11 protein-coding genes are annotated in these 14,989 nt (G+C 75.9%); 9 read left to right on the top strand and 2 right to left on the bottom strand.

The genetic code is table 11. The features are described from left to right. The first annotated feature begins 6 nt into the window (after positions 1-6). Positions 7-627, top strand: coding sequence for a hypothetical protein (locus B5Y66_RS03615; RefSeq protein WP_139820695.1), 621 nt, complete (start codon positions 7-9; stop codon positions 625-627). A 15-nt stretch (positions 628-642) separates the two neighbouring features. Here B5Y66_RS03615 and B5Y66_RS03610 read toward each other — a convergent pair whose 3' ends face one another. Further along, complete coding sequence (locus tag B5Y66_RS03610; RefSeq protein WP_139820694.1) at positions 643-2,043, bottom strand: DUF4232 domain-containing protein; 1,401 nt, start codon at positions 2,041-2,043, stop codon at positions 643-645. A 226-nt stretch (positions 2,044-2,269) separates the two neighbouring features. On the opposite strand from B5Y66_RS03610, the gene B5Y66_RS03605 reads away from it, so the two are divergent. Genes B5Y66_RS03605 through B5Y66_RS03580 form a run of 6 tightly spaced genes read left to right on the top strand, consistent with a single transcriptional unit; the run spans position 2,270 to position 11,837 of the window. Beyond that, entirely contained in the window at positions 2,270-3,442 is a 1,173-nt protein-coding gene (locus B5Y66_RS03605) for a glycosyltransferase family protein (protein ID WP_079571041.1), read from the top strand. Then, positions 3,429-4,709: a glycosyltransferase gene (locus tag B5Y66_RS03600; RefSeq protein WP_217700708.1), complete on the top strand. Its 1,281-nt coding sequence runs from the start codon at positions 3,429-3,431 to the stop codon at positions 4,707-4,709. Before B5Y66_RS03605 ends, B5Y66_RS03600 begins: the two co-directional genes overlap by 14 nt. After that, positions 4,706-6,052 carry a glycosyltransferase family 4 protein gene (locus B5Y66_RS03595; RefSeq protein ID WP_079571036.1) on the top strand — a complete coding sequence of 449 codons (1,347 nt, stop codon included), beginning with the start codon at positions 4,706-4,708 and terminating at the stop codon, positions 6,050-6,052. The genes B5Y66_RS03600 and B5Y66_RS03595 overlap by 4 nt, the downstream gene beginning before the upstream one ends. Continuing rightward, on the top strand, positions 6,045-7,916 hold the full coding sequence (locus tag B5Y66_RS03590; protein ID WP_245806897.1) for an ABC transporter ATP-binding protein: 1,872 nt from the start codon (positions 6,045-6,047) through the stop codon (positions 7,914-7,916). Before B5Y66_RS03595 ends, B5Y66_RS03590 begins: the two co-directional genes overlap by 8 nt. After that, positions 7,906-10,443, top strand: a complete 2,538-nt coding sequence (locus B5Y66_RS03585; protein WP_079571033.1) for a phosphotransferase — start codon at positions 7,906-7,908, stop codon at positions 10,441-10,443. Before B5Y66_RS03590 ends, B5Y66_RS03585 begins: the two co-directional genes overlap by 11 nt. Next, a complete protein-coding gene (locus B5Y66_RS03580) occupies positions 10,440-11,837 on the top strand; it encodes a UDP-glucose dehydrogenase family protein (protein WP_176168764.1) in 1,398 nt (465 codons plus the stop codon). Before B5Y66_RS03585 ends, B5Y66_RS03580 begins: the two co-directional genes overlap by 4 nt. Here B5Y66_RS03580 and B5Y66_RS03575 read toward each other — a convergent pair. Further along, the gene (locus B5Y66_RS03575; RefSeq protein WP_079571029.1) at positions 11,827-13,074 is read right to left on the bottom strand and encodes an NAD(P)/FAD-dependent oxidoreductase; all 1,248 of its coding nucleotides are present in this window, start codon (positions 13,072-13,074) and stop codon (positions 11,827-11,829) included. The two genes, B5Y66_RS03580 and B5Y66_RS03575, sit on opposite strands and share 11 nt — an antisense overlap. A gap of 150 nt (positions 13,075-13,224) precedes the next feature. On the opposite strand from B5Y66_RS03575, the gene B5Y66_RS03570 reads away from it, so the two are divergent. Then, a complete protein-coding gene (locus B5Y66_RS03570) occupies positions 13,225-13,788 on the top strand; it encodes a dihydrofolate reductase family protein (RefSeq protein ID WP_079571026.1) in 564 nt (187 codons plus the stop codon). A gap of 77 nt (positions 13,789-13,865) precedes the next feature. Further along, positions 13,866-14,885, top strand: coding sequence for a LacI family DNA-binding transcriptional regulator (locus B5Y66_RS03565; protein ID WP_176168763.1), 1,020 nt, complete (start codon positions 13,866-13,868; stop codon positions 14,883-14,885). Positions 14,886-14,989 lie beyond the last annotated feature (104 nt).

Here is a 14,989-nt window from a genome sequence, read left to right as displayed (position 1 = left end):
CGCCGCGTGCGCGACGACGGGCGTCCTGGGGAGTGGCGGGTTCGACGCTCGAGCGTGCTGATCGCCGGGGTCCTGGTCCTCCTGGCCGCCGCCCTTGCCGGGTGGTGGGGGTTGTCGGCGAGCGCCGAGGTGCAGTCGGGCTCGTTCCAGTCGGGAAGCACGGGCCACCCGGACGAGTGCGCGTTCCCCGACGACGACTTCTGGGCGCTCTTCGCCCGGGACGAGGAGGTCGTCGCCATGCTGACGGTCCGCAGCGACTCCCGGTGGCCGGTCGAGGTGACGAGCCTGCGGCCGGAGGCCTTCCGGTTCGACCGTCGCGTCGTCGGGCCCGAGGACGGCTTCACGTTCCACGACCCGTCCGACGGGCCGCCGCCCGAGGCGGAGACCGCGGAGCGGGTCGTCATCCCGCCCGGGAGCGAGGCCGCGCTGTGGATCGTCTCGCCGCTGGACGACGTCCTTGCCGGGGCGGACGGCCGCGTCGGCGTGAGCCAGGCGCCGGTGCGGATCCGGTCGCTCGGGATCGCGCGAGACACGACGATCGACTTCGACCGGAGCCTCTGGATCAGCGGGCTCGACAGCGACTCCGCCGAGTTCCAGCACCAGGTCGAGGGGCTCTGCGCGAGCTGACGGTGCGGGCCGCCCTCACGACCAGCCCTCGGCCCTCTGCACCCACGGGCCGACGCGCACCTCGGCGCCGTCGAGCACGTCCAGCCCGGCGGTGTCGCCGGTGTCCGGGGACGTCGGTGTCAGCGGCACGGGGTCCGCGCCGGGGACCGGGACGACGGCGACGGTGGTCGTGACGTCCGGGTCGTTCGTGGTCGACATGGCCCGCCACTGCACGGTGGCCAGCGACCGCTCGCCGGCGGGCACGACGACGCGGCCCGGCACGACGCCGGGTGCCGACGGCTCGAGGGTCACGTCGGGCTGCGCCTCGCCGTCCGCGTTCCGGAACTCGAGCCCGGGCACCCCCTCGAGCGCGCACGGCCCCCCGGACACGTTCTCGGCCTGCACGGCCAGGTACCGGCTGCCGGCCGCGGCGTCCGGCGTGCCGAGCGACAGGCGCAGGTCGTCGCCCGTGCACGCGGGGGCGTCGTCGTCGGGCCAGGGTGCGACGTCGGCCGGCAGGGGCACGGTGTGCTCCTGCGGCGCGGGCGGCTCGGACCCCGCCACCCAGCCGGCGAGGCTCGTGGCGTAGCCGGGCTCCCACAGGGTGTAGGCGAGGGGCACGTCGTCGGCCGTCCGCCGGGGGTCGTCCAGCCAGCGGGTCAGGGCGTCCGTCTCGGGCGACGTCGAGGGCACGGCCAGGTGGACCTGGAGGGCCAGGACCACGCCGCCGGACACGACCACGCCCTCCGGGACCTGCGCACCCACGGACACGGACGCGACGCCCGGCCGGGCTGCCGCCTCGACCGCGAGCTGCGCCACCGGCGCGTCGGGCACCCGCCCGGACGTGTCGTACTGCACGGTGCCGTCGGCCGTGCGCAGCGACGCGGCGATCTCCTGCTCGGCGGCGGTCTGCGCGAGCCGGACGAGCCCGTCCCTGTCGGGCGCGTCGGCGCTGGGGCCGCTGACCCGCGTCGCGCCCGCCCGCCACAGCACGAAGGCGTCGGCGACGGCGGTCGCGTCACCGTCCTCGGTCACCGAGGCCGTCAGGGGGTACACCTCGACGCCGTGCACGGTCCGCGGGGCGCCGGCGTGGACCGTCGTGGTGCGGGACAGCGTGCGCACCCCGTCGACCTGCGCCGCCGCGAGAGCGTCGTCCGCCTGGGCGGCGGCTGCGCTCGCGGCCTCGGGGACGAGACCGTCGTCGAGCTCGACGCCGACGCTCGCGCGCGCGACGTCGCCGTCCTTCGCGTCGCGCAGCGTCACCTCGTAGCCCGTCACCTCCGCGGAGACGACGCCGGGGACGTCGGAGGCCTGCCGGACGGCCGCCCGCAGCTCGTCCGGGACGGGGTCCCACGGGCGCCAGAGGACGACGAGAGCCGTGAGCGCCGCCGCCACGGTCAGTGCGGCCACCAGCGCGAACGCGCGTCGTCGGGTCACGACGGGAGCGTGCCAGACGCGCGGAGGGGGCGAGCGGCGGACCTGGGCGTGCTCTGTGCAGATGCTGCGCCCTTCCGGATGAGAACCCCCTCATGGTCGCCTCATCCGTGACTCAGGCAACCTCCGCAGGGTTGCCAGGGTGCGACAGATATCAGCAGTCGAACCCGATCGTCCGGCCCCGCGCCGGGTCGCGTTCTACTCCCACGACACGCAGGGTCTCGGCCATGTGCGCCGGACGTCGCTCCTGGCGCGCGCGGTGGTGGAGGCCGACCCGGACACCGACGTCCTCCTCCTCTCCGGGGCCCGGGAGGCGACGAGCCTGCCCCTGCCGGAGCGCACGGAGGTCGTGACGCTGCCTCGCGTCGGCAAGCACCCCGAGCACGGGTACGGCCCGCGCACCTGGAGCGGCACGCTGGAGGACGTCGTCCACGTCCGCGCGGGCGTGCTCGACGGGGCGCTCGCGGCCTTCCGGCCCGACGTGCTGGTGGTGGACAAGGTGCCGCTCGGTGTCGGCGGCGAGCTGCTGCCCGCGCTGCGGCGGTTGCGTGCCCAGGGCGGCACCGCGTGCGTGCTGGGCCTGCGCGACGTGCTCGACACCCCGGAGGTCGCCGTCCGCGAGTGGCGTGAGCAGCGCAGCACGTCCGTGATCGAGCAGTTCTTCGACGAGGTCTGGGTGTACGGCGACGCGCACGTCTACGACCCGCTCACCGAGTACGCGCTGCCCGGCCACGTCGCCGCCCGCACCGTGTTCACGGGGTACCTCGGTCGCGGTCGCACCACGGCGGCCCCGGCCCCGCGGACCGACCCTGCTGAGCCCTACGTCCTCTGCCTGGTCGGCGGCGGCCAGGACGGCGCGGCGCTCGCGGAGGCATTCGCCGCCGCGACGCTGCCCGCCGGTCACCGGGGCGTGCTCGTCACCGGGCCGTACCTGCCCGAGGCGACGCGTGACCAGCTGCACGACCTGGCCGCCCGCCGCGACGACCTCGAGGTGCACGCCTTCGTGCGCGACGTCGTCCCCCTCGTCGAGGGTGCCGCGGCCGTCGTGACCATGGGCGGCTACAACTCCGTGTGCGAGCTGCTGGCGTCCGGTCGCCCCGGCCTCGTCGTGCCGCGCACCCACCCGCGCGCCGAGCAGCTCGTCCGGGCCTGCCGGCTCGCCGACCTGGGGCTGCTCGACGTCCTCGTCGGCACGATCACCCCCGAGCGGGTCGGCGCCTGGCTCGCCCGCACCGCCGCGGGCGGCGGCGTGCTCCGCCGCGCCGAGGCCGACGTCGACCTGGACGGGCTGTCCCGCGTCCCGGCCCTCGTCGACCGGCTCGTGGCCGTCGCCCGCGAGACCACGACCGTCCCGACCCCGTCGCGGGTCCAGCAGGAGGAGGAGCACCGTGCCACGGCCTGACATCACCCTGACGACGAGCTCGACAAGCGCATGCCCGCGCGTCGGCTACGTGACCAAGATGTACCCGCGCTTCTCGGAGACGTTCATCGTCAACGAGGTCCGTGGTCTGGAGCGCCGCGGCGTGGAGATCGAGATCTTCTCCCTGCGCGCGCCGGTCGACACCCGGTTCCACGCGGCCCTCGCGGACGTCGCCGCACCGGTGCGGTACGTGCCGCGGGCCACGCGGACGGCGGACGCCTGGTCGGCGCTCGCGTCCGCGCACGAGCGGCTGGACCTGCGGGCGCTGCCCGCCGCGACGCTCGCGGATCTGCTCGCCGCCGACCCGGAGGACGCCGTGCAGGCGCTGTGGGTGGCCACGGCTGCGCACGACGCCGGACTGACGCACCTGCACGCGCACTTCGGGTCCGTCGCGACGACGGTCGCGCGCCTCGCCGCGGCCGTGCTCGGCATCGGGTTCACGTTCACCGCGCACGCGAAGGACATCTTCCACGAGTCGGTGGACCCCGCCGACCTGCGGGTCAAGCTCGCCGACGCGCGCGCCGTCGTCACCGTGAGCGACCACAACCTGCGCTACCTGCACGACACGTACGGCCCCGACGCGGACGCCGTCGTGCGCGTGTACAACGGCCTCGACCTCGACGAGTACGCCCGCGCTGCGGCGCCGCGGCTGCCCGGGCGGGTGTGCGCGGTCGGGCGCCTCGTGGAGAAGAAGGGCTTCGGCGACCTGCTCGACGCGCTCGCCCTCCTCGTGGCGGACGGCCGCGACGTGCATCTCGACCTCGTCGGGTCCGGGCCGCAGGAGGCCGACCTGCGCGGGCGCGCCGCCGCGCTGGGCCTCCTGCGGGACGGCGCGGAGCGCGTGACGTTCCACGGCCCGCTGCCGCAGGACCGGGTGCGCGACGTCGTGGCGCGGGCCGCCGTCTTCGCCGCCCCGTGCGTGCTCGGCGCCGACGGCAACCGCGACGGCCTGCCCACCGTGCTGCTGGAGGCCATGGCCCTCGGCACGCCCGTGGTCTCCACGCCCGTGACCGGGATCCCCGAGGCGGTGCGCGACGGCGCGACCGGCCGGCTCGTGCCGCCCGGCGACGTCCCCGCCCTCGCCGCCGCGGTCGGGGCGCTGCTCGACGACGAGCAGGACGCGGCGCGGCTCGCCGACGGTGCCCGCGCCCTGATCGAGGCGGAGTTCGACGTCGTCGGCACCTCCCGGCGGCTGCTGGACGTGCTGGAGAGCGCGGCGGCCCCCGCCGCGGAGGGGAGGGCGGCATGAGGGTCGCGTACGTGAGCTCCGACCCGGGCGTCCCGGTGTTCGGGCGCAAGGGGTCGTCCGTGCACGTGCAGGCGGTGCTGCGCGAGCTGGTGCGCGCGGGCGCCGAGGTGCACGTCGTCACCACCCGACCCGGCGCCGACACCCCCGACGACCTCGCGGACGTCGTCGTGCACCGCATCCTTGTGGCGCCCACCGGCTCGACGGCGGCGCGCGAGGTCGCGTTGCGGGAGGCCGATGCACAGGTGGGCGGGATCCTCTCGGGGATCGCCGCCGGCGAGAGCTTCGACCTCGTCTACGAGCGCTACTCCCTCTGGGGGTCCGCCGCCACGGCGTGGGCGCGCGAGGCGGACGTGCCGAGCGTGCTCGAGGTGAACGCGCCCCTCGTCGCCGAGCAGCGCACCCACCGCGAGCTGGTCGACGAGGCCGGCGCGGAGCGCTGCGCCCGTGCGGCGATCGGTGCGGCGACCGCGGTCGTCGCCGTGAGTGGTCCGGTCGCGGCCTGGGCGGCCGAGCGCGCCGGGGCACACCCGCAGAAGGTGCACGTGCTGGCCAACGGGGTGGACACCACCCGGATCACCCCGGTACCGGAGGGGGTCGGGGGCCGCCGCGCCCTGCCGGACTCTTCGCGCGGACGCGTTCACGGGCGCCAGGGCGCCCTCCACTTCGGGAGGGATACGTCCGCGCGAAGAGCCCGGCAGGGCGCGACGGCGTTCACCGTGCTCTTCGTCGGCACCCTCAAGCCGTGGCACGGGCTGGACGTGCTGGTCGATGCGTTCGCCGGGCTGCGTGCCCGCGTGCCCGACGCGCGGCTGCTGCTGGTCGGCGACGGCCCCGAGCGGGAGGCGGTGCTCGCGAGGGCGGACGCCCTCGGGACGGCGGACGCCGTGGAGCACGCGGGTGCCGTCGCGCCGTCGGAGGTGCCGGCGTTGCTGCACCGCGCGGACGTCGCCGTCGCCCCGTACCCGCCGCTGGAGCACTTCTACTTCTCGCCGCTGAAGGTCTACGAGTACCTCGCCGCGGGGCTGCCCGTCGTCGCCAGCGCCGTCGGGGAGCTGCCGGACGCCCTCGAGCACGGTGGCGCGGGCGTGCTCGTCCCGCCCGGCGACGCGGCCGCGCTCGCCGACGCCCTCGTCGGCCTCGCGCACGACCCGGACCGCCGCGCCGCGCTCGGCGCCAGGGCCCGCGCCGTCGCCGTGGAGCGGCACGACTGGTCCGTCGTCGTACGGCGCGCGCTGGGCTTCGCGGGCGTCCCGCTGGTCGAGGCGGTGCCGTCGGCCGAGCCCGTCGAGGCCACGGACCGGGTCGCGACCGGCCCTGCCACCGGGGGAGGCCGCCGTGGCTGACACCCGAGCCGGCGCCGGGGGCGTCGGCGCCGCGAACCGGTACAAGCCCCGCTCGATGCGGGACGCGGGCCGCTCGTTCCGCCGCTTCTGGCCGCACCTGCGACACCACGTGCGGCCCGAGCGCCGGCTGTTCGTGCTGGGCAGCCTGGCGATGCTCGCCGAGGTGGGCATGCGGCTGCTGGAGCCGTGGCCGCTGAAGTACGTGGTGGACGGCATCGTCGCGGCCACGGGCTCGACGGCGGCCGGCCCCGTGCCGGCGAACCTGCCCGCGGTGATCCTGCTCGCCGCGGGCTCGCTGCTCGTGATCGTGCTGCTGCGCGCGGCCGCGGCGTACGCGTCGACGGTGTGCTTCTCGCTGGCGGGCAACCGCGTGCTCACGGGGGTGCGCGCCGACGTCTTCGAGCACCTGCAGCGCCTGTCCCTGCGGTTCCACGACGGGTCGACGACCGGCGACCTCGTCACGCGGCTCACCAGCGACGTCACCCGCCTCAAGGAGGTGTCGGTGACCGCGATGCTGCCGATGATCGGCAACGTCGTGACGCTCGTCGGCATGGTGGTCGTGGTCGCGGTGCTCGACCCGCTGCTGGCGCTGGTCATGGTGGTGGTGCTGCCCGTCTTCCTGCTCACCAGCTCGCGGCTGTCACGCCGCATCCGCCACGTCTCGCGCGACCAGCGCAAGGCCGAGGGCCAGCTCGCGTCGCTCGCCACGGAGACGCTCGGCGCCGTGAAGGTCGTCCAGGCGTACGCGCTCGAGGACCGGATGGGCGGGCGCTTCGAGCGCTCCAACTCGTCGTCGCTGCGCGAGGGCGTGCGCGCCAAGCGCCTGTCCGCCGGGCTCGAGCGTTCCACGGACGTCCTCGTGGGCGTCGCCACCGCCGTCGTGCTGTTCGTCGGCGCGCAGCGCGTGCTCGACGGCGCGCTGACCCCGGGCGAGCTCACCGTGTTCCTCACCTACCTCAAGGCCGCGTTCAAGCCGATGCGCGACATCGCCAAGTACACCGGCCGCATCGCGCAGGCCGGCGCGTCGGGGGAGCGCGTCGTCGAGGTGCTGGAGAGCCGGCCCGAGGTGACCGACGCGAGCTGGGCGCGGCCGATCGGCCGGGCGAGGGGCGACGTGCGGTTCGAGGGCGTGTGGTTCTCCTACGTGCCGGGCCACCCGGTGCTGCGGGGCCTCGACCTGACCGTGCGGCCGGGCGAGCGGGTCGCCGTCGTGGGGGCGTCGGGGGCCGGCAAGTCGAGCCTGGTCTCCCTGATCTCGCGCCTGCGGGACCCGGACGAGGGCGCGGTGCGGCTCGACGGCCACGACCTGCGCAACCTCACGCTGGAGAGCGTGCGCCGGTCGGTCGCCGTGGTGCTGCAGGAGAGCGTGCTGTTCCACGGCACCGTCCGCGAGAACATCACCGCGGCCGTGCCCGACGCCACCGACGCGCAGGTGGAGCGCGCCGCCCGCGTCGCCGGGGCGCACGACTTCGTCACCGCCCTGCCCGACGGCTACGACACCGTCGTGGGGGAGCGGGGCGGCACGCTGTCGGGCGGCCAGCGGCAGCGCGTCGCCATCGCGCGCGCCGCGATGCTCGACGCCCCCGTGGTCGTGCTCGACGAGGCGCTCACGGGCCTGGACGAGCAGACCGAGCACGAGGTCGTCGACGCGCTCGGCCGCCTCACGCGCGGTCGCACCACGTTCGTGATCACGCACGACCTGGACGCCGCCCGCGGCTGCGAGCGGGTGGTGCGGCTCGACGGCGGCCGCGTCGTCGCGTCCGGCCCGCCCGAGGTCGTGCTCGGCGACGGCGCCGACCTGCCGCCCGTCCCGCTCGTCGGCGACGCCGGAGACCCGAAGGAGGTGGCGTCCCGTGGCGCCTGACCTGGCGTTCGACCGTGCCCGACCCGGCGCGGCCGCGCCCACGACCGTGCGGGACGTCGCCGCGGGCGACCCCGCGATCCCCGCGCTGGCGGACGTCCTCGACCTCGAGCGGCTGACGGCTCTCCTCGCCGCCACCACCGGCACGCCGGGAGAGGTCTCGCGCCCGTACCTGCGGCACAAGCCGGGCACCAGCGTCGTCCTGTCGTGCCGGTGGACGCCGCGGGGGCCCGACGGCGCGCCCGGCACGTCGCGCGACCTGCTGGTGCGCGGGTACGCCGACGGGGCCCGGAGCAAGCTGGACAAGGGGCTCGACCCGCGACGGCCGCACGAGGTGCTGCTCCTCGACCGCGACGCCGGGCTGGTCGTCACGGACTGGACCGCCGATCGGCAGCTCCCCGCGGCTCGGGACGTGGCCGCCGTCGCGGCGGCCACGGTCGGCGGAACGGACGCCCCTGGGGCCCGGTGGCGGCTGCTGCGCCACAACCCCGAGCGGCGCGCGGTCGTGCACGCCGCCGGGCCGGACGGCGAGGTGGTGGTGCGGCTGGTGCGGCCCGCCGCCGTGGCGCGCGCCGCCGCGGGGTACGCGCTGCTGGGCGCGGTCTCGGACGGAGGCACGGGCACGTCCCCCGTGCGGGCGCCGCGACTGCGGGCCGTCGACGCCGACCGCGGGGTGCTCGTCACGGACTGGGTGCCGGGAGACCCGCTCGACCGGCTCGACGACGACGACGCGCTCGACGACGCCGCGTTCCGCGAGGTGGGCGCGCTGGCCGCCGCCCTGCACGGGGCGCCGCTCGTCGGGGACGCCGCACCAGTGCGCCCGTCCGGCACCGTCCCCGTGCACGGCGACCTCTCGCTGGACCAGGTGGTGCGGGCGATGGACGGCGAGCTCTGGCTCGTCGACGGCGACGCCGCCCGCTGGGGCCGGCCGGCGGACGACCTCGGGTCGTTCGCGGCGGCGCTCGTGCGGGCGCACGACGACCCCGAGGCCGCTGCGGTGCGGCTCGCGGCGGTCCTCGACGGGTACGCGGAGCACGGCGACGCCGTCGACGTGCCGGAGCTGCGCGCTGCCGTCGCGGAGCACCTGCGGCGCCGGGCCACCGAGCCGTTCCGGCGCCTGGAGGCAGGTTGGGCCGGGACGTCCCGCGCGCTCGCGGTCCTGGCCGACGAGGTCGCCGACGGCTGGGGCGGCGCGCTGGGCGACGCGCTCGCGGGTGCCGGGCGGAGCGGCGGATCTCGCCGCACCGCGGTCCGTCGCGGTGTGTCGCGGAGCGGCGGACCGACGACGTCTCGACCGTGGCGACCCGCCGCCGCGCCCGCCGCCGTGCCGGCCCCCCGCATCCGCACGGCGCCCGTCGCCGCGGCCCTGGCCGACGCGTTCGCGGCGCAGGGGCACGTGCTGCGCGCCGTCCTGCCACGGTCGGCCGACCGGCTGCTCGTGGTCGGCGCCGCCCGCGACGGTGCCGTCCTGGCCGGGCGCTGGGACGCCGCGCCGGCCGCCCGGGCCGACCGCCGTGCCGGCGCCCGCACCGGCGGCGCCGGGCACGCCGTGCGGCCGGGGGCGGTGCCGACCGCGGGCGGCGGCCTCGTCCTGCAGCCCGGCGGGGCGGACCCTCGCCTCCCGGGCCTGGCCGACCGGGTGCGGCGGGGCGCTGTGCTCGTCGCGCACCGTGCCGGGCGCCGGGGCGTCGTGCGCGACCCCGCCGGCACCTACACCAAGGTGACCCGACCGGGCCGCGAGCCCGGCGACGTCGTCGTCCCGCCCGCGGCGTTCGCCACCCCGGTCGTCGTCGGACGGGGGGAGGGGTGGGTCACGACCACCGCCCTGCCCGGCCGCACCCTGCACGTGCTGCTGAGGGACGCGAGCACGCCCGCGGGTGTGCTCGACGCGGCGGGCCGGGCCGTGGGGCGCGGGCTGCGACGGCTGCAGGACGCACCCGCTCCGGCCCGTGTCACGCAGCACGACGCCGCGGCGGAGACCGCGGTCGTGGCCCGCTTCTGGGGGCTGGCCGTCGCCCACGGGGCGACGACGACGGCGGACGCCGACGCCGTCGTCCGGCGGGTGCGCGATGCGCTCGAGGGCGCCCCCGTCCGCCGCCCGGTGCTCACCCACCGGGACCTGCACGACAAGCAGCTGCTGGTCGACGGCTACGGCGGCGACGGCGTGCGCGTGGGCCTGCTCGACCTGGACCTCGCGGCCGTCGCGCACCCCGCGCTCGACCTGGCGAACCTGCTCGTGCACCTCGAGCTCCGCGTCCACCAGGGCGTGTGCCCGCCGGCGCGCGCCGCCCGCGTGGCCCGCGCCGTCATCGACGGCTACGGCACCGGGCCCGACCGCGACGGCATCGTGCCCGACGGTCCGGGCCCGGACGCGCTGCGCGCCTGGGCCGTCGCCGCGCGCGCCCGGCTGGCCGCGGTGTACGCCTTCCGACCCGCGCCCCGGGACGTCCCCGGCGCGCTCCTGGCCGGCCTGGACCGGCTTCCGACGTTCGACGACCCCACCCTGCTCACCCACCTGGAGGACCGATGACGCACCGCCACGACACGACCCCGCCCGACGTCACGACGCACGACGCGCCGGAGCCCATCCGCGTCACCGTCGTCGGCACCGGCTACCTGGGTGCCACGCACGCCGCGTGCCTGGCAGAGCTGGGCTACGACGTCCTGGGCCTGGACTCCGACCCGGCCAAGATCGCCGACCTCGCGGCGGGGCGGCTGCCGTTCTACGAGCCGGGGCTCGCGGAGCTGGTCGAGCGGCACACCGCCTCCGGCCGGCTGCGGTTCACGACCGACCCCGCGGAGGCGGCGGCGTTCGGCGACCTGCACTTCGTGTGTGTCGGGACGCCGCAACGCCGGGACTCGATGGCTGCCGACACGAGCCACGTGGAGGCCGCCGTGGCCGCGCTGGTGCCGCACCTGCGCGGCGACGCCCTGCTCGTCGGCAAGTCGACCGTCCCCGTCGGCACCGCCGCCGGGCTGCAGCAGCTCGCCGACGAGCTCGCCCCCGCGGGCGTGGAGGTGGGCGTCGCCTGGAACCCGGAGTTCCTGCGGGAGGGCCGCGCCGTCGACGACACGCTGCGCCCCGACCGGGTCGTCGTCGGCGTCACCGACCCGCGGCACGAGAAGGCGCTGCGCGAGCTGTACGCACCGGTCGTCGATGCGGGCGTGCCGTTCCTCGTCACCGACCTGGCCACGTCCGAGCTGGTCAAGGTGGCCGCGAACGCGTTCCTCGCCACGAAGATCTCGTTCGCCAACGCGATCGCCGAGCTGTGCGACGCGGCCGGCGGCGACGTCGTCGCGCTCACCGACGCGATCGGGCACGACGCGCGCATCGGCCACCAGTTCCTCAGCGCCGGGCTCGGGTTCGGCGGCGGCTGCCTGCCCAAGGACATCCGCGCGCTCATGGCGCGCGCCGGCGAGCTCGGCGTCGACGAGGCGCTGACCTTCCTGCGCGAGGTGGACGCCATCAACATGCGGCGCCGGTCGCGCACCGTCGCGCTGGCGGTCCAGGAGTGCGGCGGCAGCGTGCTCGGGCGTCGCATCGCCGTGCTGGGCGCGGCGTTCAAGCCCGGCACCGACGACGTGCGCGACTCGCCGGCCCTCAACGTCGCCGCCCAGCTGCAGCTGCAGGGCGCGCACGTGCGGGTGCACGACCCGCGCGCGAACGCCACCGCGGCACGCATGTTCCCCACGCTCGGCTACGCGGACACCGTGGAGGACGCCGTCACCGGCGCCGACCTGGTGCTGCACCTCACCGAGTGGGAGGAGTTCCGCGCCCTCGACCCGGCGCTGCTGGCGCCCGCGCGGCGCGTCGTCGTGGACGGCCGGAACGCGCTCGACGCCGATCGGTGGGCGGCCGCGGGCTGGCGCGTGCGCGCCCTCGGCCGCCCCGCCGTCGGCCCGCTCGCGACGGTCAGCCCGTGAACGCCTCGAGCTCGGCGCGCGGCACCTGGCGGCGGGAGCGGATCAGCTCCTCCACGTCGTCCATGCGGTCCCACACGTTGACGGCCATGCCGGCCTGCACCTCGCCGTCGCGGAGCCAGAACGCGACGAGCTCCCGGTCGTCCGTCGACCCGCTGACCACCAGGTCGGCGCCCCCGGCGCGCAGGTCGACGAAGCCCTTGTACTCCATCCCGACGTCGTACTGGTCGCTGAAGAAGTAGGGCAGGACGTCATAGGTGGCGTCGTCGCCGAGCATCGCGCGGCCGGCGTGCGTGCCCGTGTCCTGCGCCACGGCCCAGTGCTCCACACGCAGCGGGCGGCCGTAGTGCGGCGACGGGACGGACGCGATGTCGCCGGCGGCGAAGACGTCGGGGGCGGACGTGCGCAGCGTGCCGTCCACCGCGATGCCGCCGCCGAGGTCGCGGGAACGCATCTCGATCCCCGCGGCCGACGCGATGCCGACGTTGGGCGTCACGCCCACGCCCATCACCACGAGGTCGGCCTCCAGGTGCGTGCCGTCGGCCAGCTCGACGCCCTTGACCCGGCCCGACTCCCCGGTGAACTCGACGACGTCACCACGGTGCCGGGCGACGCCCCGATCCTCGTGCAGCCGCCCGTACAGGGAGCCGAGCTCCGGCCCGAGCGTCGGCTCCAACGGGTGCTCGGTCTGGCCGACGAGGCACACGTCCAGGCCGAGCATCCGCGCGGACGCCGCGACCTCGGTGCCGATCCAGCCGTCCCCGACGACGACGACCTTGCCCTCACCCTCGAGCGACGCGGGCAGGAGGATGCCGGCGAGGAGGTCGGCGTCGTCGACCGTCCGCAGGGTGTGCACGCCGATGAGGCTGCGGCCCGGCACCTGGAGCGCCCGGGGCGTGGAGCCGGTCGCGAGCAGCAGCCGGGAGTAGCCGAGCGTGGAGCCGTCGGCGAACGTGACCTCGTGGTCGCCGGGGGCGAGGTCCACGACCGTGGTGAGCGTGCGCAGGTCGATGGCATGGTCGTCCCACCAGCCGGCCCTGAGCGGGTAGATCACGTCGGGCTCCGCCTGGCCGCGCAGGTAGGCCTTCGACAGCGGCGGACGCTCGTAGGGGCGGTGCCCCTCGGAGGTGACGACGACGACGTCGACGTCGTCGTCCTGTTCCCGCACGGCTTCCACGGCCCTGGCGGCCGCCAGGCCCCCTCCGACGACAAGGACAGGTGCGGTGGACGGCGCGGGCATGGTGGACTCCTGACCAGCGGGGACGAGGGCTGCCGTGGCCGACGGTGCCACAGTTCCCCGTTGCTGGCGACCGTCTCGCCGTCGTCCGCCCGATGATTTCTCCGCGCCGTGCTGGTCTGACCCCGAAACGACTCGCGAGAGGCAGACGCCATGCGCAGACTCACCTTCGCCATGAACGTGAGCGTGGACGGCTACGTCGCCGCGCCCGGGGACGACCTCGGGTGGGGCGTCCCCAGCGACGAGCTGTTCCAGTTCTGGTCCGACCGGGTCGGCGCGACAGGCCTGGCGCTGTACGGACGCAGGCTGTGGGAGAACATGAGCTCCCACTGGCCGACCGCCGATCAACAGCCCGGCGCCACCCCGGCGCACATCGAGTTCGCCCGACGCTGGCGGGACGTGCCGAAGGTGGTGTTCTCCTCGACGAGCAGCACGGTCGACTGGAACGCGCGCGTGTTCACCGGCGACGCGGTCGCCGAGATCACCCGGCTCAAGGCCGAGGACGGCGAACCCCTGGACATCGGCGGCGCCACACTCGCCGGGGCTGCCGTCCGGGCCGGGCTGGTCGACGAGTACACGCTGGTCACGGCACCGACCTTGGTGGGCAGTGGCAAGCCGTTCTTCCCGGCCCTGGACCGCTGGGTGAACCTGGACCTGGTGGAGACCCGGACGTTCCCCGGTGGCGTGCTCCTGACCCGGTACGAGACCAGGCGCTGACCGGCCACGACGCGACCGGGAGCATCGGACTTCGCCCGTCCTGCCTGACTTGACGTTACGTCGGTACGATGTCGCGGATGGGTACCCAGAAGGAGATCGCGCGCCGCGCCGGAGTCTCGGTTTCCGTGGTGTCCGCTGTCGTCAACGGCACCGAGCACACGCGGATGAGCGACGACACGCGTGCTCGGGTCGAGGCCGTCATCGAGGAGCTGGGGTACGTCCCGAACAATGCCGCACGGGCTCTGCGCCGTCAGCGCTCCGGGACGATCGCCGTCGTCGTCGAGAAGCTCGAGAACCCGATCTACCGCGACATGTTTCACGGTATCTACGACGCCGCGGAGTCGCACGGGTGGGCGGTCGTGCTGGGCGACGCGCGCTGGATGCGCTCCGGCAGCCACTTCCTCGCGCACCTCCTGGGGCAGGGTTCGATCGACGGCATCATCTTGCGGAGCGAGGGCCTCATCGACGACGAGGTGCTGGCCCACCTGCGAGCCCGACCGACCCCGGTGATCCTGATCGAGGGACGCCACGGCCTGGACGGGCGATGGCTCGCGATCGACGATGCCGCGGCGGGCCGGGTGGCGACGCAGCACCTGCTCGGCCTCGGTCACCGGGACATCGAGTACGTGGGCGGCGAGCGGTGGGTCCCGTCGCTGGAGCGACACCGGGGCTACGCCGACGCGATGCTCGACGCCGGCCTCGAGGCGCGCGACGCCATCCCGACCGGTTACGGGTCCCAGTCGGGCGCTGCGGCTCTCCGGGAGGTCATCGACTCCGGCCGCCGGCCGACGGCGCTCGTGGTCGACAACGTGCTCTCGGGCATCGGCATCCACGCGGCGGCTCACGAGGCAGGTATCTCGATCCCGGGCGACCTGTCCGTGATCGCGATCCACGACGCGGACATCGCCGGTGACGTCCGCCCCGCGCTCACGACCGTGCGCATGCCGATGGCCGAGCTCGGCGCGCGCGCCGTCGAGTCGATCGCGGCGATCCTGGAAGGCTCGCCGACACGGTTCGGCCTCGTCGACGAGCCGGCACCGGTGCTGATCACGCGCGAGAGCACGGCGCCGTTGCAGGTTTCGCCGCGCCCCTGGTAGCGCACCCGACGCATTCGTCCCCGTCATGACGAGGTGACGAACCATTGACGTGACGATGCGTCACTCGCTACCGTGACGCAACGAAACGTCAGCGACGTCCAGCG

It is taken from the genome of Krasilnikoviella flava, assembly GCF_900167525.1.
GTDB classification, from domain to species: Bacteria; Actinomycetota; Actinomycetes; order Actinomycetales; family Cellulomonadaceae; genus Isoptericola; species Isoptericola flavus.
This window is presented reverse-complemented; position numbering and strand designations above follow the sequence as displayed.